General features: G+C 37.5%; 12 protein-coding genes. 9 read left to right on the top strand and 3 right to left on the bottom strand.

What is annotated here, in order from left to right; genetic code table 11:
• Positions 1-3: 3 nt before the first annotated feature.
• The 7 genes from MKX62_RS03660 to MKX62_RS03630 all read left to right on the top strand — a co-directional run bounded on the left by MKX62_RS03660 (position 4) and on the right by MKX62_RS03630 (position 8207).
• Entirely contained in the window at positions 4-765 is a 762-nt protein-coding gene (locus tag MKX62_RS03660; protein WP_067212740.1) for an ABC transporter ATP-binding protein, read from the top strand.
• A gap of 10 nt (positions 766-775) precedes the next feature.
• On the top strand, positions 776-1786 hold the full coding sequence (locus MKX62_RS03655; RefSeq protein WP_340740754.1) for an ABC transporter substrate-binding protein: 1011 nt from the start codon (positions 776-778) through the stop codon (positions 1784-1786).
• A gap of 351 nt (positions 1787-2137) precedes the next feature.
• Positions 2138-3334, top strand: coding sequence for a hypothetical protein (locus MKX62_RS03650; RefSeq protein WP_340740753.1), 1197 nt, complete (start codon positions 2138-2140; stop codon positions 3332-3334).
• A 36-nt stretch (positions 3335-3370) separates the two neighbouring features.
• A complete protein-coding gene (locus MKX62_RS03645) occupies positions 3371-3691 on the top strand; it encodes a histidine kinase dimerization/phospho-acceptor domain-containing protein (RefSeq protein WP_340740752.1) in 321 nt (106 codons plus the stop codon).
• 259 nt (positions 3692-3950) lie between these two features.
• Positions 3951-4391 carry a cell wall hydrolase gene (locus tag MKX62_RS03640; protein ID WP_067212729.1) on the top strand — a complete coding sequence of 147 codons (441 nt, stop codon included), beginning with the start codon at positions 3951-3953 and terminating at the stop codon, positions 4389-4391.
• A 1110-nt stretch (positions 4392-5501) separates the two neighbouring features.
• Positions 5502-7085, top strand: a complete 1584-nt coding sequence (locus MKX62_RS03635; protein ID WP_340740751.1) for a helix-turn-helix domain-containing protein — start codon at positions 5502-5504, stop codon at positions 7083-7085.
• A gap of 186 nt (positions 7086-7271) precedes the next feature.
• Complete coding sequence (locus tag MKX62_RS03630; protein WP_340742539.1) at positions 7272-8207, top strand: ABC transporter substrate-binding protein; 936 nt, start codon at positions 7272-7274, stop codon at positions 8205-8207.
• 219 nt (positions 8208-8426) lie between these two features.
• Here the strand turns inward: MKX62_RS03630 and MKX62_RS03625 are convergent, their stop codons facing one another.
• The 3 genes from MKX62_RS03625 to MKX62_RS03615 are packed head-to-tail and all read right to left on the bottom strand — an operon-like array spanning position 8427 to position 12677.
• Positions 8427-8801, bottom strand: coding sequence for a carboxymuconolactone decarboxylase family protein (locus MKX62_RS03625; protein ID WP_187045753.1), 375 nt, complete (start codon positions 8799-8801; stop codon positions 8427-8429).
• A 1-nt stretch (position 8802) separates the two neighbouring features.
• On the bottom strand, positions 8803-10437 hold the full coding sequence (locus MKX62_RS03620) for a thiamine pyrophosphate-binding protein (RefSeq protein ID WP_340740750.1): 1635 nt from the start codon (positions 10435-10437) through the stop codon (positions 8803-8805).
• Between the two features lie 23 nt (positions 10438-10460).
• Entirely contained in the window at positions 10461-12677 is a 2217-nt protein-coding gene (locus MKX62_RS03615; RefSeq protein WP_340740749.1) for an EAL domain-containing protein, read from the bottom strand.
• 877 nt (positions 12678-13554) lie between these two features.
• On the opposite strand from MKX62_RS03615, the gene MKX62_RS03610 reads away from it, so the two are divergent.
• Complete coding sequence (locus MKX62_RS03610; RefSeq protein ID WP_340740748.1) at positions 13555-14898, top strand: cyclic 2,3-diphosphoglycerate synthase; 1344 nt, start codon at positions 13555-13557, stop codon at positions 14896-14898.
• A gap of 921 nt (positions 14899-15819) precedes the next feature.
• Positions 15820-19311, top strand: a complete 3492-nt coding sequence (locus tag MKX62_RS03605; protein ID WP_340740747.1) for an S-layer homology domain-containing protein — start codon at positions 15820-15822, stop codon at positions 19309-19311.
• Positions 19312-19327 lie beyond the last annotated feature (16 nt).

Below are 19327 nucleotides of genomic sequence, written 5' to 3'. Positions count from 1 at the left end.
AAAATGGAATTGATTGCAAAGGGAATAGATATTACTATCGGGAAAAAAGAGATTGTGAAAAACATTTCAATCCTTGTGAAAAAACAACAATTTGTAGGGCTGATTGGACCAAATGGTTGTGGAAAATCAACGCTGTTAAAGGCTATCTATAAGAGTCTTGTTCCTCAAAAAGGAATGGTTTTTTTAGATGATGTTGATGTACTGAAAAGTTCAGAGAAAAAAATTTCACAGCGATTAGGTGTAGTGGGGCAATTTAATGAAATGAGTTTTGATTTGTCCGTTCAACAAATGGTGATGTTAGGCAGAACACCACATAAAAGAATGTTGGAGTCAGACAAACAAGAAGATTATGTGATTGTGGAGGAAGCTTTGAAAACCACAAATTTACTCGATTACAAACAGCGTGGTTTCTTATCGTTGTCTGGTGGAGAAAAGCAAAGGGTTATTTTAGCGAGAACCATTGCGCAACAGCCAAAAATCATGGTGTTAGATGAACCGACAAACCACTTAGATATACGCTATCAGCTTGAAATTTTATCATGTGTTAAAAATTTGAACATTGGTGTATTAGCAGCTCTCCATGATTTAGAAATGGCAGCACATTACTGCGACTACTTGTATGCCATAAAAGATGGAGAAATCTATGCACATGGAACCCCAGAAGAGGTTTTAACGCCAACTACAGTTGAAGCATTATATCAAATTAAATGTCAAACATATACCAATCCTGTTACAAATGGATTAGGTTTTGCATATGGCATATAGGAGGAGCACCATGAAAAGAAAATTATTGCTTGGTATCGGTTTAGCTGCACTTCTAACATTAACGGCTTGTGGAGATTCGAGTAAGGGTACTTCAAAGGAAGCCGAAGCGAAAGGGCATTACCCGTTAACGATTCAAAACTATACGAAAGCGGAAGGCGGAACAACTTGGGATAAGAAAGACCAAGTATTTGATGCAGCACCTGAAAGAATCATGGCAAATACGCGTCCGGCAGCGGAATTATTATTGCATTTAGGCTTAGGCGATAAAATCGTTGGGGTAGGGGCAAACTTCGGAGCTCCTGACAAATCAGTAGAGGAAGAATACTTGAAATTAACTATTCTAAGTGATGAATATGTCGGCAAAGAGGTGACATTAGGAACCAATCCAGATTTAGTTTTTGGTCGAGGCGGCTTGTTTGATAATGCGGATTGGGGTGTAGGTACAGTAGATACACTCAATGATATGGATATTAAAACGTACGTAATAGAGTCATCTGTTACAGGCGGAACATATGATTCTATTTATAAAGATATTGAAAACATCGGTAACATTTTTAGTGTCCAAGACAAAGCGGACAGCTTTATAAAAGAGCTTAAAGACAAACAAACATCGATTACATCAAAATTAGAAAGTATTCAAGACCATAAAACATTTGCTTATTTGCATACAAATGATCCAAATGAGATTTATGTCTATCCAGCAGGCGATGAAACATTCTTCAACGATGCCTTTAATATGGTCAAGCTAGATAACATATTCAAGGAGGATACTGCTGATGTAAGTATTGAAACGCTTATTGAGGCTGATCCAGATGTATTAATCTTACCGGAATGGGATGACGCAGACCTTGAAAAAGTGAAAGAAGGGATCTATGCAAACCCGAAATTATCAAGTATGAAGGCCATCAAAAATAAGCAGATTTATGTAGTGGATTACAATTATATGTTTGGCTATGGTTATAACACGATCGATGGAATGGAACTATTAGCAAAAGAAATTTATCCAGACTTGTTTAAGTAAAATATGAAAGGTGCCAGTTTTGAAAATACTTCAGACTTATTTTTAAAAATGGTGCGTTAATTCAGATATAAAATTACTCTAATAACTTACTTCAATTGTATAGTAATAGAATGAAGACCAAACAGGTCACGACTGTTTGGTTTTTTTGTATGTTTATTCAGGCGTTTGATTTGTTTGTCGTTACTTCACATCTATTTACTGCTGCGCATCTCTAGTGGACACCGCGCAATAATATTCACTTCCATCATTGAGATAACCCACCTTCGTATTCAAAATGAATTAATACCTAGCACTAAAAATGGGTGAATGTTATAATACTTCTAATAATTAACAAGGTGGGAGGTGAATCAATTGAAGAAGATATTCCTTTTATGTGTGACTTGCTTCAGTTTATTCCTAATCGAACCTACTATAGTTCATGGTGAAAATCCGAATGCTTCCATTAGTGAAGATGTTGGAAGATCACGAATCACTTTGTTTGGCAACGTAAAGAAGGTAGATAATGTATTGAAAGATAAAACGGAGTCTATTGATACAGTTCTTCAAGAAACAGTGAATGGTATGCAAAAAACAGAAGAAAATTCTGTTACTTCTGAAATGAAGAATACAGGGGATTTACTAAATAAGACAGTTACCGATACTGTGGGGAAAACAACCTCTGAAGTAACAAATGTGGTCAATGACACAGTGAATTCGGTCGTATATGGATTACCAACTGTTCCTGTCGTCACCCCGGTCGTTAAGGATATAAATGAAACAGTTGAGAAAACAACTTCTTCTGTTCAAACGATCGTAGAAACCACAGGGGAATTTGTTAATGAAACTCTGAAATCTACAATCGATGTTTCTGAAGATGAGGTTATTGAACCTGTTGAAACAGTGGATACCGTTCCTAAAGTTATAGAACTTCCTCTTGAAATCTTTGAGGAAGATAAAAAAATCAGTAGTGGGAATGTAAATATCTTCACTAAGTTAAAAGAGTGTAGTCGTGATGTTAGGCAAGTGCCGAAACAGGAACCTATTACGCCTTTAGCGCCTGAAATTGAGACAGATGTATTGAGTAAACAAGTTGGTACTAGTGAACTAGAGAAACATAGTGACATCGGCTTGGATAATAAGAGTGAAAGTAGTATGAATGACGAGGTTTACCTAGAAGTAGATTCTATTTTAGTGGAAAATTATGTGAATGAGCAGTCGATTGGTAAGAAAGTAAAAGTGCATGAACAGGGGAATGGTTTGATTGAACCAATTATTAATTCTAAAACTGACGTGTTAGAAAAGAAAGATGTTGATAATCCTAATCATTCAACTAAATCAAGCCAAGAGGAGGGGAGTCTACCGCCACCTATCATTATAGGAGCACCTTCGCCTACAGCCTCCTTAACTTTAGAAATGGGCGGACAAAGTGATTTGAGTTTTTATGGAATCGTTGATGTATTCACGCTAAAATCTTCAGGCGGGGGAACGTGGATACATTTGAATGAGGTTGCAATGGTTAAATGGGCACATGCTCCTCCCGGGAAACCGCCACAACAATCTCCTTTTTAAAATGTGTGATAAACATTATAAAGGGGATGAAAACAAATGAATAACATCGTGGAAATTAGGGATTTATCGGAGAGAACAAAGATTAAAGATATGATACAAAGTACAGACCAACATTATGTTGTTGGACAACTTGCGGCAAGTATTGCCCATGAAATACGAAATTCATTAACAACTATTAAAGGGTACACGCAATTAGGCAAACAGGAGGCACCAACTAAAAACTTTGATGTAGTTATGTTGGAGATCGAAAAGATCGAAGAAATAATAAATGATTTGTTACTTTTAGCTAAACCGCAAATTTCCACTTTTGAAGAATTGGATATACAAAAGGTTCTCGATAATTATATGGAAATTTAGGCACCCATGCATAAAGTGAAAGGCAACCATAACAATATTTGGTTGCCTTTTTTTTGAGTTTTTTTGTACTATTACATTGACATAAATCAACTATGCTCAGGAACCTTTCGCTATTAACTGTAGGTATGCTGTGCATGATACTATTTCGGCAATTCACTGAAATTCCATATTTATAATGTTGGTCAATTTAACCATTCTTAATTTATAAACACTGACATCATTGTATGCTTTTATTCATACTATATTTTGGGGTGAAAAAATGCCAAGAGTGAAATACCGAGATTCAGACATCGACTTACTGGCAAGGATGATGAGAGCGGAAGCTGAAGGTGAAGGTAAACAAGGAATGCTATACGTTGGCAATGTAATTGTTAATCGTCTCGTGGCAGATTGCTTGGACTTTACAGATTTAAGATCAATTGATGATGTCATTTTTCATGTGCAAGGAGGAAATTATTCTTTTGAGGCTGTTCAAAAAGGTAATTTATTTTATGAAAGAGCGAGACCTGTTGAAAAGAGATTAGCAAGACAGACATTGGATTACTGGAGAGACCACCCAGGGAAATATGCCCTTTGGTATTTTAATCCGTCTGGTCCATGCCCTCCAACTTGGTACGGTCAACCTTTTACTGGTCAGTTTAAAGAACATTGTTTTTATGAACCAGTAGCTGGAACATGTGAAAGTGTTTATATCGGTTAGGTTGACTAATGAAGATTATTAATTCTGGAGTTTAATTATAGTTTTGCTTTCTGGGAATACAAATACAACACTTTCAGTGGCTTCTTAATTCGGGGTGTGGATTGTAGAACGCTAGGCGCTTTTAGGGATACCTTTCTCCGTAAGTCAGGATTAGCTGCTTCGCATCCAGTCTTACGGCTTCGGCGACCCCTTTGCCGCGCCTGCGCTAGGGTGTTCATTATCGAGAGAAATGTAATTTTGAGATGTATATGCTGAGATTATAAGGTGATTACTGTTGATACTATTTATATTCAAGAAAGATGTACTCCAGGTTGCAGATTTCATCACAGATAATGAAATGCTCTTTCTCACATAGACCATCTAGTGAAGGCGCGACTTCGTGGTAGCCGGAGCGATAAGACTGAAAGCGATCTTCTTTCTGGCTTATCGCGGGAGGCATCCACAAAGCGCCGAAGCGGTATTAGTGGGAATTCTAAACCGTTCCAAGTACGAGGGCTTTTTCAGTGGCCTTCCAAAAGCCCTCGTAATGCGCATACGCCGTATTCATTTATTCAACATATATAGCCAACAAAACACGTTTCATTCAGTTATTGAATGAAGCGTGTTATTTTTATTGTCTAATTACGGAAGAGGGAAATCAAAACTGTTTTTCAAAATAATAACCCGTAGAAACAAGCTGACTATCTACCCGGAAATCAATGTCAATGTAGCCAAGAAAACGTTGTGGAAATGGAAATAGGAAAAGGAAAGTATTGAACGCTGGATAGTAAGAATCATACTTGGCGGTGAAAGCGCTTATTTCAGTGATGTATATACAACCGGTTTGGTATAAACGTTTTTTGTTGCTTGAAGAAAGACAATCATAGAAACATCCATGTGACATCTTAATGAGCTAATCGAATAAATGGTTCCTTATGAATTCCTGCATAGTACTCATGCGCTTATACGGTTGTTTTGCTGACAAATGATAGTTTATGGGATAATGATGATGTATGCAAAGGTAAACTAGTAGAGTGGAAGTTCCGAAAAAAGGTATTGCTAATCGATTATTGACTGATAGTCTTTTTAAAATGAATTACTTACACAGCGGAGATAAGGGGGAGCTGGGTTTTGAAAACGACATATGATCATGCATTATCTTTTGTGTCATGCAAGAAACATACATTTAAAATTGGATTTGCATTAAAGAAGATAACTGTACAAACGAATGGATTATTTTATATTACGCGCGGTAGCGCGATAGTCAGCATTAACGGGGTAAAACATCATATTGAACCAGGTACTAGCATTTTTCTGGATTCTAACGCAACAATAGAAATAGGCGTTACGATAATGAACGAAATCCACTTTTATTATTTGAAGTATAGGAATATACCTGCATCTAACCTAGATGAAACCAGCTCTTTTAACATGATAAGCTTACAAATTATCGCACAAGCAAGAGTGATATCTTTGTTAGAAAAAATTAGTGAAAAAGTTAGTGATGACCCATACATATCATGGTTAAGGAAACAGGCATTGCTTTACGAATTGCTGTATGTGATTTCTAAAAACAAAGCAATACAAGAAAAGAATAAAAATTCCCCAATTAAGCTCACAATTGATTATATGATTAAGCATTCTGAAGAACATTTAACGATAAGTGATCTTGCTCGTTTAGCATTTATGACACAGAGTTCCTTTTGCCGTGCTTTTAAACGTGAAACTGGATTAACGCCAAGTGGATACTTACGCAACTTACGAGTAGCACAAGCAAAAGATATGCTAAAAACATCCAGTTATTCGATTAAAGATGTTGCACGCACTGTTGGAATTGCAGACGAGTTATATTTTAGTCGTTTATTTAAAAATTCGGAAGGCATATCACCTAGTATTTACCGCAAGAAGTATGAACCTAGAATTGCTATTTTTAGTGATCTTTTTCTACAAGATCACTTACTTGCTCTTGGTATTAAACCTGTGGCAGCTCCTTGTTTTCCAACAGAATGTCCAACTGAAACTGGATTTCCTATATACTTGGAGAATCAATTGCAAGGGACAAAAAGATTAAATGCTGAGATTCCATTAGATTTAAAAGATGGATTGACATTGGAGCCCCATTATCTACTGAAACTAAATGATAGGAATAATAACGATAATAATAATGAAGTTCTTATTCATACAGATACGAAAATTATCCATTTTGATAGATTTCTTAACTGGAAAGATTATCAAAGGTTTATTGCGAAAGTAGTGGGGAGAGAAGTACTAGCGGAAAATGTTATAAACGATATTGGTAAAGTGGAGCAGATGGCCAAAGATAAATTAAATAAAATAACGAGAAATGGTAAATGGACAATTATGCGCATCTTGAAGGATCGTATACTGATCCATGGTGTGACGGGCCATCCCATAAGTGATTTAATTTATGAAGGTTTGGGATTCCAATGTGATGACAGGTTAAACTATTCGAGTTGTAGAAATTATTCAGTAGATGAAATGGTTGAGCTTAATCTCGAAAGAATAATTATTCTTTGGAGTGAGCAAGAGTCACTAAATGATTTATTTGAAAATCCATTATGGCTTGAATTACAAGCCGTTAAGAAAAACCATATATACATACCAGAGAGTTTTGCTTGGGATCCGTGGGGACCATCTGGTAGGAGATACATTATAAATGAATGTGTGAAGTATTTTCAGGCACGTTATTTGTGAGGACAAACTTGTCTATATCCATAGGGCAAATTTGTCTATAGATAAGTAAAGGGCAAATTGATAGTATTATAAATGAGATTGATTATCATTATCAATTATATTTATAGGGAGGTTATCAATTTGCTAAAAGAAATAAAGAGTAAATTTGAAAAGAGGATTTTTATATTCTCGATTTTAGCCATAATCATGCTCGTACTTAGTGGTTGTGGAGCTAAGGAGAATAATACGGATAGTGCCAAGGATACTTCAGCGGTAAGTGCTGATGTAGAAACTGTAGAAGCTGAAGAAGTTGAAGAAGTTCGAGAGATTCAGCATGCAATGGGTGTTACAGAAGTAAAGGGGACACCGCAACGTGTTGTAATCTTAACGAATGAAGGAACAGAAGCATTACTAGCATTAGGAATTAAACCAGTTGGTGCTGTGAGGTCATGGACTGGAGAACCTTGGTATGATCATATTAAAGACGAGATGACTGGTGTCCAGGAGCTTGGTTTTGAAAACGAGCCTAATTTTGAAGCCATTCTTGAATTAGACCCAGACTTAATTATTGGCAATAAAGTAAGGCATGAAGAAGCATACGAACAACTAAGTAAAATTGCACCAACTGTGTTTTCTGAAGATTTATCAGGTCAGTGGAAGATCAACTTTGAATTGTATGCAGACACATTAAATAAAAAAGCTGAAGGTGAGCTGGTCATGAAAGCATTCGATGATCGTGTTGCTGAGGCAAAAGAAACATTAGGCGATAAGGAAGAAATTAAAGTATCCGTCGTAAGATTCTCTGCTAAAGATGTCCGCATATACCAGAAGGACACATTTAGTGGGGTACTACTTGAACAAATGGGTGTGGGTCGCCCAGAATCTCAGGATGTAGATAATTTTATGGAAACTGTTTCCGAAGAGGCAATGGAAACGATGGATGGAGATATACTGTTTTACTGGGTTACGGAAGCAGATGTATATGAAAAGGCTAACCAATGGTTGGAAAATCCAGTATTTAAAAGCTTAAATGTCTCAAAAACAAATCAAGTATTTGAAGTAAATGAAACAATTTGGAACACAGCAGGTGGTATTAAAGCAGCAAACTTATTACTAGATGATGTAGTAGAACGATTAAAATAAAAATAATAATTCAGGATAGAAGTTTATTCAAAAGGCCCTTACACTAAGGCTAATTGTTTCAACTTCTATTTTATTAATTTCAGGTACCTATTCACTACACTACAATTATATAAAAATAGAAGGAAGATCAGACAAATCGGCGAATGTCTGGTCTTTTTATGTTAAATAAAATGTGTAAACTATTTGTTTTGTCGTCAAGCACAGTTTTCCTACGTTAATCTATTCATTCTTAGCGAAAATCTCACCAGCGATACCCATTGCCTGAACGGCTTTAGGGAAACCGACATATCCGGCACACTGGATGATGATTTCGATAATTTCATCTTTTGTGAGGCCGACGTTTAAGGCTGCTTGCAGGTGAACTTTAAATTGCTCAAAAGCTCCCTGTGTGATGAGTGAAGTGAGTGTTATGAATTCCCGTTCTTTAAGGGTAAGAATTTTTCTAGAGTAAAGATCACCAAAGCCGAAGGACACAATCATCTCCCAAAAGTCAGGTGAGATTTTTTTTATGCCTTCCATGCCCGTCCGTACTTCTTGCGAGAATAATTCCTCCATTGCATGTAAACCGTACTCATACCGCTTGTTATTTTCCATATTATTGCCTCCCCATTGTTGGTGGAATTTCATTTTCAAGAACTAATGCTTCAATTACAATCGGTTTGTTGGTTTCTTTAATCATATGTAACGCTTCTTTTATAGCGTCGGTTAAATCATAAGGGGTATGGCATGTAGTTGCTGTTAATCCCATTGATTCGGCAAATTTAGCTACGTCGAGTGGAGTTTCATAAATACCACCGATGGACGTGCCAATCATTTTTTGCATTCCTTTTTCCACCATGTCTAATCGTCCATTATTCAAAACGATGAACAGGACAGGGGAGTTATAATTGTACGCTGTCGAAAGTTCCGTACCGTGCATGAACATACATCCGTCACCAACTAAACAAATAATTGTTTTTTCGGGGGCTGATAGTTTTGCACCGATGGAATAGCCGATTCCGTTGCCCATTGCACCGAATATATCATCAAAGAAGAAAGTCCCGGGTTTGTAAATATCAAAGTATTTAATGCCGTAGAATGAATGGCTTCCATCATCTCCAAAAATAATCGCGTCATCTGGAAGCGTATTTCGCATCGCCCGTAATACTTGAACTGCGGACATGCGCTCACCTGGCTGATTATCCTGAAGTGGGCTCAATTCAATTGGTGATAAAAATGCTTCGCTGTTTGTTTCCGGTATATCCTTTAAAATCGCTGTTAGATTAGATTTTATGTCGCCAAGCACAGGAGTAGTTGGTACTTGAATTGATTTCCCGATAAAGGTTGGGTCATAATCAAAGTGGATGATATGCTCCGGATACATCGCTTCGGATAAGCCAGCGATCGACATGTCACTTAATCTTGATCCGATGATAATAAGTAGATCAACCTGCTCATTAAAGAATTCTGCTGCTTCCACGGTACCGCCCAAACCGAATGCTCCTAAAGAGAGCTTATGATTGGATGGAAATGTACCTTTTCCACCTGGTGTGGTAATGACAGGAATGTTCCAATGCTCAGCAAGATGCTGCACTTCTTCGTAGGCTTTGCTGGAATGAACGCCTTTTCCCAGAAATAGGAGGGGACGCTTGGCCGCATTCAGTGTTTCGATTACATCATCGGTTTTGAGTGAAATCATTTCATTGGAAACTGGAAATTCCAATTGGAATGGTTCGATCTCTTGCAATAAAATATCAAACGGAATGGACAGGTGCACAGGTCCTTTTACACCTGATAATGCTTTTTCAAGGGCATGCTGCAGGAACGGCTGTAGCATATCACCGCGTTCTACCCGTGCACTGAACTTGGTGACAGATTTGAACATATCCACAAGATCAGTACCGAATATGCTGGAGTCTTGTCCCATTGCTTTTCCAGTATCTTTCAGTGAAGGGTGCCCTGTGATAATTAATAGAGGGAGATTGGAGGCTTTCGCCTGACCAGCAGCTGTTAGTAGGTTGGTCCCGCCAGGTCCAGACGTACCAACTGCAACCCCGATCTTCTGATTCATTAAGGCATAGCCGGAAGCTTCGAACCCAGCAGCTGCTTCGTGTTTACTTAATACAAATTCCAGATCATGTGCTAATATCTCGAATAATATGGGGGAAATTGCCTTTCCCGGAATGCCGAAAATGTGATTAATACCCCAATATTTGAAATTTGCTACTAATACGGATGCAGTCGTTGTCATGCTGTTTGCTCCCCCTATTATCCTTATTGTACTAAATAAATTTCCTCAATCTCCTTAATTGGAAGTGGCTTGCTGAAGAAATAGCCTTGCGCTATATCACATTGGTGATTTGTCAGGAAGTCGAGCTGTTCCTTTGTTTCAACACCTTCTGCAATCACTTCCTTATGAAGGTTGTGTGCTAACGTGATAATGGCGTTTACAATAATGGCATCATTCGGATCGTTCATTAATTCACTAATGAAGGATTTGTCGATCTTAATATAATCAATCGGGAAGTTTTTAAGATAGTTCAGCGAGCTATAGCCCGTTCCAAAATCATCAATACTAATGCCGATGCCGAGCGATTTCAGCTTATTCAATACGAGAATAGAGTATTCGTACTCCATCGCCATATATTCGGTGATCTCGACTACGAAATAGTGCGGGTCGAGTGCTGTACGTTCCAGAACTTCCTCCACAAATGTAATGAGATTTCTAGTAAGAAATTGCTGTGTAGATAGGTTAACTGAAACTTTTACAGGTACCATTCCAGCATCCTGCCATTTTTTGTTTTGGGAACATGCCTCATTGATGACCCACTCTCCAATTTGGGTGATCAATCCATTTTCTTCAGCCAGTTTGATGAATTTCCCAGGAGGGAGCAGACCTAGCCTTGGATGCTGCCAGCGAATTAACGCTTCAAACCCAATCAATTTACCGGTCTGGTTATGAATTTGCGGCTGATAATGAAGTACAAATTCATTATTATCAAGTGCTTTCCTTAAATCAATCTCGAGACTATATTCGTCCATCATATCTTCTAGTAATTCAGAGGTATGTACGACATAACGATTTTTACCCCGTGATTTTGCCTGATACATCGCATTATCTGCGTATACCATGAACCTCTCCATTGAAACGGGATAGGCGGGATAAATCGCAACTCCGATACTCGCTGTCGTATGCAACTCTTTCTTGCCGACTTGAAAAGGTTCATGAAACAAATTGAGTATCTCTTCGGCCTTTTTCGTCGGATAATCAGGACTACTGAAATCTGTAAGCAGGAAGATAAATTCATCCCCACCCATTCGGGCAAGTACATCCTGTTCCCCAAGACAACCACATAAACGCTCGCTTACCTTGGTAATGAGTTCATCCCCATATGAATGACCAAAGTTATCGTTAATGACTTTAAAGCGGTCCAGATCCATGTACAAAAGAGCCATCGTCCGATTTTGGCCTGCTTTTAGTCCCTGTATGATGATTGCTAGTTCCTTATTAATATATCGTCTGTTTGGTAGGTTTGTTAAATCATCATGATAGGCTAAGTAGTTAAATTTTTCCTGCAGTCGGTAACGGTCTGAAATATCCCTGAACTGGCCGAAGGCACCAATCATTTTATCATCTTCATAAATGGGCTGGGCATCGAACAGGCAGACAACCTGGTTACCCGCGTTATCTTTAAATTTGATTTCTTCGTTTTCGATTATTTTTCCCTGTTCCAATACTGCTTTAAAATAGTCTCCCGTTATTGAAGATTCATAAATGTTTCTTCCAATAACCGATTCTCTGCTGTTATTCGATATTTTTTGGGCAAAATCATTAAACTCAGTAGTGATTCCGAACTCATCTGTAATAACAATCCCATTTCTTGTTCTGCTTAACATGATTTGATTCATAATATTAAGTTTTTTATTTTGTTTTCTTAATAAAAGTTCCCTTTCAATCGAATCAACCGCCTGGGTTAACATCGTAAGAAAAAGCGGGTTTTGAAATGCGATGGGCATCATGATGGACACACTACCAAGTAGGTTATTGTCATCAGTATAGTGAAATGCAGCCCCATAACACGCAATATTATGAAGAAACGTATGATAATGTTGTTCGCCAATTAGACTGATTGGGTGTTTTTGTTGCAATGAAAGACTGACGACACTCGTGCCTGTATCTTCCTGGGTGAACAGGCTGCTTAGTCTGATCCCAAATTGTTCGATGGTAGACTTTATAGTTTCATCTCCTTCAATTTCAAGAAGATAACCGTTTGCATCCGAAACAACAACGAGTATCGGCGTGCCCTTTAAGGAGTTCAGTAGCTTATTCGAGAAAAAACTCACAATTGATAGAATTTCACTATATGATTTTCTTTTCTCGGCAAACTCCACTTCGCTCAAAAAGTTCTTTGGCCTCGATACCTCATTCGGATCCATTCCGGACGCTTTACACATTCTTTTAGACTCAGTAATATAGTATGGTTCCGTCATATTTAAGTCCCCCTTCCAATATCCTTGTAAGAATTATATATTTCCTTGCCTCAATTAGTAGCTGGATTATTAATGAATAAGTAAAAAAAATCCTTTTCTGCCGAGGTTAAATCAATAAAAATAACCAGTAGAAAGGATTCTTATAATACCAATTTTACCGTAATTTCAGCTTAATATCAATCTGAGTATTTGCATAGCAGCTAGCTAAGTTGGGTTACTATTAAAAAGTGCTAAAGTTGTATAAAAATAGAATGATAATAAGGCTAATTAGCTATTTTGAAGTTTTCTGTATAATCATTTAGTCACGGGGTGGTGGCCTTTAAACATCGCTCTAACTATTTAGTCCTTAAAGGTTATAAGTCTAATTTGTAGTGTTGACTGGGCGGTTAGAAAACCATTCCTAATTGCTATCTATTGATAGTATACCCCTCAACTGCCACATTATAATCCATAAAAGCGTCACTGAATAATGCCTTGTCGATGAGTTCGCGCAGGACACTCGAATAATAGCCAAGGACATTCAAGATTTTTTCTGTTTGGATGATTGAATAGCAATAAGGAGGGCTTACATGGCTAATTGTCCGAATAGCTCACCTTTATCTGCATGAATACTAAACTTGAGCATTTGCATGGACTGGTGGCGGTAGACGCAGTAAAAATTACGTGCCAATTTACTTTCTCCGATTGTTGAAGAAAAGAAGGATTTCATTTTCCAAAAAGGCGTTTTAGTGAATTCGTTTAGCTATAGAAGGAAAAATTGATTTCCATAAGTACCACCCAAAAAACTTAATTTACTAGTTTTGAAATTTAGATTGTATAAAAATGCATAAAGATATATAATTATAGATAAATCATTGTAATTATAGGAGTGAATGCTATGAACAGAAAAAATATAATTATTATAGGCGCTGCAGGAAGGGATTTCCACAATTTTAATACGTTTTATCGTAATAACGAAGCATATCGTGTTGTTGCTTTTACGGCAACACAAATTCCCGATATCGATGGACGTAAATATCCAAGTGAATTAGCTGGTGAACTATATCCAGAAGGTATCTCGATTTATTCAGAAGACCAATTGCCAGCGTTAATTGAAGAGTTGGAAGTTGACGAATGCGTGTTTGCATATAGTGACGTAAGTTATGAATATGTAATGGGCATAGGTGCGATTGTGAATGCAGCGGGTGCTAACTTCACACTGCTAGGACCAAAAGGCACGCAGTTAAAAAGTAATAAACCTGTCATTTCTGTTTGCGCTGTACGAACTGGAACCGGGAAAAGTCAAACGTCACGAAAAATTATTGAAACGTTACTTGAGCATGATTTAAAAGTCATTGCAGTTAGACATCCTATGCCTTATGGCGATTTAAATGCACAGCGTGTTCAGCGCTTTGCAACAGTGGAGGACTTAAAGAAACATAATTGTACGATCGAAGAAATGGAAGAGTATGAACCACATGTGGAACGTGGAAATATCGTTTATGCTGGCGTAGATTATGCAGATATTTTAGCAGCAGCTGAAAATGATCCAGCTGGTTGTGACGTTATTTTATGGGACGGGGGAAATAATGATTTCTCGTTCTTTAAGCCTGATTTAGCCGTTACTGTCTTGGATCCACATCGCCCGGGTCATGAGTTGAAATACTATCCTGGCGAAGTTAGTTTGAGAACAGCCGATGTTGCCATTATTAATAAAGTTGATAGCGCAACAGCAGAATCCATTCAAATCGTGGAAAATAATATTAAACTCGTAAGTCCTAAAAGTAGCATTATTAAAGCTGAATCAAAGATTACAGTCGATCACCCAGAACTTATTATCGGTAAACGTGTATTAGTCGTTGAAGATGGCCCGACATTGACACACGGAGAGATGAAAATTGGTGCGGGAACAGTTGCGGCCGAACGTTTAGGTGCGAAGGAAATCATTGATGCACGTCCATTTGCAGTTGGTACAATAGCAGAAACGTTCAACAAATATCAACATATTCAAAACGTTCTCCCAGCGATGGGCTACGGCGAACAACAATTGAAAGATCTTGAAGAAACCATCAATAATGCTGACTGTGATGCAGTGATCATTGGAACACCGATGGATTTAACGCGAATTATTTCGATCAATAAACCTTGTACACGTGTACACTATGATTTAGATGAAGTGGGTAGTCCGAATTTAAGCGATATTTTAAAAGGTTTTATCCAAGAACATAAACTTGTACGGTAAACAAATTTCACTGTGCGCGACGCTGTTCTGAAAATGCACTTCAATTTCATAAACATACAATGAAAATCAGACATATTGGCGAATGTCTGATTTTTTTTGCGTTCATTTAGGTGATTCTTTCATGTTGCAGGTTTTGAATTAAATAATTGTCACTTACATGTGTTACTTTCTGAGATTTGTCTAAATACTGTTTATGACCCATTACTCGCTTGAAATATAGAGAAACTTTTCTACACCATTATACATAATCACCTAAAATACTATGTAAATTTATAGGATGTGACCTACTAGAACTTATTATTATGTCGAAAATCCATTAATATGTCATAATAATTAAATTAATATAATACTAATAGAATTGTATGCTTGTAATGGGTATATGTGAGATAGAGATAAACTATTGACATTATGTCATATACGATGAAATTTATGAAAAGGAGAGGATTGAGGAATTCAAATAAAATGGACAGCTCGACAGTAATCTCAATAAATTTACACGTCTGTTGACTAACCATCTTCTTGCATAAAGAGCAGGTAAAAAAGGCTTGAAAAAATCGCCCCACTATTCTTTCGTCCCGAAAAGCTTTAGCGCTTTGTGTACGTGTGAATTTGGAGCTCGAGGGATGAATAAGAACCATAAGCATCCCTACACATCAAGACATCTCGGTAATCGGATAGAGGTCGTTTAATTCCAAAGCAATTCCAATCATACTGTACACGAAGCGCCTAGTATTGATTCAGTTATTTGCTGGTTATTTTTGGTTAATCAACACATGTGATAAATTTAACACTTTTTACAATGAAATAACAATACACCCCAATGTTAATAATCACTTAACATTTAAAGGGATTTAAAATGGTAACCTTAATTTAAGGATTAACTCAATCCCTAAATTACACATGATTAAAGGAGGTCAGTAAATGAAGAAGCATACCAATTCATATCAAAAAATATTCGGGGCGTCATTAGCTGTAGCGGTAGCAACTGGAACACTTGCAGTAGGTGCACCATTATATATAAAAGCTGATGAGGTAAAAATTCCCACGTTTTCTGATGTAAAGGATATTGAAAGTCATCATTTCTATGACAGTGTTAGAAGTCTGGCTTCTAGAGGTATAGTAAAAGGTTTTGCCGATGGTACTTTTAAACCTAATCAGTCAGTAACTCGGGGACAAATCGCAAGCGTTTTAGCGCAAACAATTGGATTAGACACAAAAAACGTGAAAAACCCGGGATTCAAAGATTTGAAAGTGACTGACCCGCATTATGGATCAATTGCTGCCCTTGTTGAAGCAGGCATAGTAAAAGGGTATGACGATAAGACATTTAAGCCTGGTGGGTCACTGACACGTGCGCACATAGCCAAGATGATAAGTATCGGATTTAATCTAGAAGAAGCCAAGCTTACGAATAGCCCATTTAAAGATGTAAAAGTTGAACACTGGTTTGCAGATTATGTCCAAGCTTTGATCACAAATGAAATTACAACTGGCACCACACCAACTACATTTGAACCGAATGCTTTCGTTACAAGAGGGCAAATGGCTTCTTTAATCGTTCGAAGTGAAACGGCTTCCCATGTTGATCAAAATGACTCCACAGTCAAAAATACGGGAAAACTGGTTAGCGTAACAAATGAGTCAGTTGTGCTATCGACTGGAACATATGCGTTGTCCGCGGACATGAAGAAAGTTTTAAATGCTTCCAATTCGACAGCTCTTTCAGGAGCAGTGTTAGACTATACAACTAAAAATGGCGTAATCATTGAAATGGCTTCAATTGAACTTACAGCGAATGGCAATGAAACAAACGATGTTGTACTAGATGGACAAAGATCTAAATTTGCAGGAACAGTACGTGTGAATGGTGATTATGTTTCATTGAAAAACTTAACGATTGCAGGAGATTTGGAGATAGGGGCAGAGGTAGAAAATAGTTTTAAAGCGAATGAAATGACGGTTTTAGGGAAAGTAAGTATTACTGATAATACCTCACTTAAGAGAGATGGAAAAGTGTTCGGAGCAGCTGCTGTAGGAAAGAAAGAACCAAGTGTTGTATTCACGAACGCTATCATCCAATCTGTTGAATTGTCTAAGAGCAAAAAAATAATCATTGAAGTAAAAGGAAATTCAACAGTACAAGGATTCACCCTTTTATCGAACGTTCATTTAAAAGCTGATAAGGGAATTACATTGCCAAAAGTGACTGTCGAAAAAGGTGCGACGAACGTTACGCTTGATGCGTTAGTTGGAAGCCTTTCAGTGGACACGCCTAATGCATTATCGATTGATGGAACAGCCACTATCAAAAATGTTGTCGTCGAATTTAAGATTAACTTGAAGCTCTTAACAGTAGGGGAAATCGAAAAAGTTATTGTTAAACTTAAAGGTACGACAATTACATTAGGAAATAGAACAAAAGTTGCTAGTTTTGACCTGCCAGAGGGAATAACGTTAAAAGATGTTATTGTGAATTTTGATGGATCCAATAGCGGTGGTACTTCTAATGGTGGAAACACAAGCCCGAATCCGCCAATTGGCGGTGGAGAAAAAGCGTTTAACCTTTCTTTGATGCACATAAATGATATACATGCTAATACTGACAAAGCACCAAGGCTTGTTACAGCAGTGAAAGAAGTACGTACAGTTAAGCCGGATGCATTGTTATTAAATGCAGGGGATGTTTTCTCCGGTACTTTATATTTTAATGAATTTCTAGGCCAAGCAGACTTAGCATTTATGAATTTAATGAAGGTCGACGCTATGACATTTGGTAACCATGAGTTTGACCTTGGTTCATCAGCGGAAGGTCATCAAGCATTGGTCGACTTCATTAATGCAGCAAACTTCCCGTTTGTATCATCGAACGTAGATTTCTCGAAAGATCCATTATTTGATGGATTGTTCAATACGAAAATCTCAACAACACCTAAAAAAAGCAATATCTATACGGGAATTGTAAAAGAAATAAACGGTGAAAAAGTTGGTATCTTTGGACTTACAACTGCTGAAACGGCAGACATTGCAAGTCCAGGGAAAATTACATTCTCAAACTATATTGCAGATGCGAAAAAAATGGTTGCTGAATTTGAAGCAATGGGCGTAAATAAAATCGTTGCACTTACACATATTGGTTTTGATGATAATGCCGCTATGGACAATGACCAAGAACTAGCTGCTCATGTAGCTGGGATTGACGTAATTGTAGGTGGACATAGTCATACGCAATTAGACAAACCTGTAGTTGTAGACAAAGATGGAAATGGGAAAGCGAAAGATAAAACAATTATTGTACAAGCGTATCAGTATTCAGATTACCTTGGGACGTTAGATGTTGAATTTGATAAAAATGGTGTCGTAATCGGACATGCAGGTGAGTTAATTGCCACTGCTGGTAAAGCAGAAGATGCTGAAGCAGTTAAGCTCTTAAAACCTTATAAGGATCAAATCGCAGCTGTAAATGAAAAGGAAATTGGAGTAACACTTGATAGTGCACTAGTAAGTCCTAGAATAACTGATAAAGATTATGTGCCAGGCACAAGTGTACGAGCTAGTGAAACGATTCTAGGGAACTTAATTACAGATGGCATGCTAGCAAAAGCGCAAGACTATGCAAAAGACAAAAAAGTAATTATGGCATTCCAAAATGGTGGTGGAATTCGCGCTGGTATTGGAGCAGGTCCAATCACAGTAGGTGAAGTAATCACAGTACTTCCATTTGGTAACACATTAGCGACAATGGATCTAACAGGTTCCGAACTAAAAGATACATTTGAAATTAGTTTTAAAGAGTATCCAAAAGAAAGCGGTGGGTTTTTACACATAGCTGGTGCGAAAGTAGAATTCGATTCTTCGAAACCTACTGGAGAGCGTATCGTTTCAATTGCCTATAAAAATGCAGATGGTACGTATACTGAAATCCTAGATTCTGAGATGTACACAGTAGCAACAAATGCATTTACTGCTAAAGGTGGAGACGGCTATGATGTTCTTAAAAAAGCTTATGAAGCAGGCCGTGTAACGGATCTTGGACTTTCAGATTGGGAAAACTTAAGAGAACATTTAGTATCACTAAAAACAATTCCAACTGTCATTGAAGGTCGTATTGTAGATCTAGCCGGTGTTGTCGAAGAACCGGGTACTGAACTTCCTGGTGGAGATGTTGCAGGCGAGGATTTCTCTGGTACAGTTAATGCGCCAAAAGTGTACAAAGGGGATGTGAAAGTATTCATTACAGACGTAGCTTCCCTTAAAAATGCAGTTGTCAAAGGAAACTTGATCCTTACAGGTATTCCAACGGGAGATGTGTCATTTGCAAACATTACCGTTGAAGGAAATTTGGATGTTTCAGGGGTTGATGGGAAAAACTTTGACCTTGATGGTATTACTGTCGATGGAGAAACGAATTTTTAAATCTAGTAAAGAATCT

The organism is Sporosarcina sp. FSL K6-5500, from assembly GCF_038005665.1.
Classification (GTDB): Bacteria; Bacillota; Bacilli; order Bacillales_A; family Planococcaceae; genus Sporosarcina; species Sporosarcina psychrophila.
Note: the sequence above shows the minus strand (reverse complement) of the source record. Positions and strands in the feature narration are given on the sequence as shown.

Bases quoted from the DNA above. Each gene is read 5' to 3' on its own strand.
- MKX62_RS03660 (WP_067212740.1), top strand. From the start codon at position 4: ATGGAATTGATTGCAAAGGGAATAGATATTACTATCGGGAAAAAAGAG.
- MKX62_RS03655 (WP_340740754.1), top strand. From the start codon at position 776: ATGAAAAGAAAATTATTGCTTGGTATCGGTTTAGCTGCACTTCTAACA.
- MKX62_RS03645 (WP_340740752.1), top strand. From the start codon at position 3,371: ATGAATAACATCGTGGAAATTAGGGATTTATCGGAGAGAACAAAGATT.
- MKX62_RS03640 (WP_067212729.1), top strand. From the start codon at position 3,951: ATGCCAAGAGTGAAATACCGAGATTCAGACATCGACTTACTGGCAAGG.
- MKX62_RS03630 (WP_340742539.1), top strand. From the start codon at position 7,272: ATGCTCGTACTTAGTGGTTGTGGAGCTAAGGAGAATAATACGGATAGT.
- MKX62_RS03625 (WP_187045753.1), bottom strand. From the start codon at position 8,801: ATGGAAAATAACAAGCGGTATGAGTACGGTTTACATGCAATGGAGGAA.
- MKX62_RS03620 (WP_340740750.1), bottom strand. From the start codon at position 10,437: ATGACAACGACTGCATCCGTATTAGTAGCAAATTTCAAATATTGGGGT.
- MKX62_RS03615 (WP_340740749.1), bottom strand. From the start codon at position 12,677: ATGACGGAACCATACTATATTACTGAGTCTAAAAGAATGTGTAAAGCG.
- MKX62_RS03610 (WP_340740748.1), top strand. From the start codon at position 13,555: ATGAACAGAAAAAATATAATTATTATAGGCGCTGCAGGAAGGGATTTC.
- MKX62_RS03605 (WP_340740747.1), top strand. From the start codon at position 15,820: ATGAAGAAGCATACCAATTCATATCAAAAAATATTCGGGGCGTCATTA.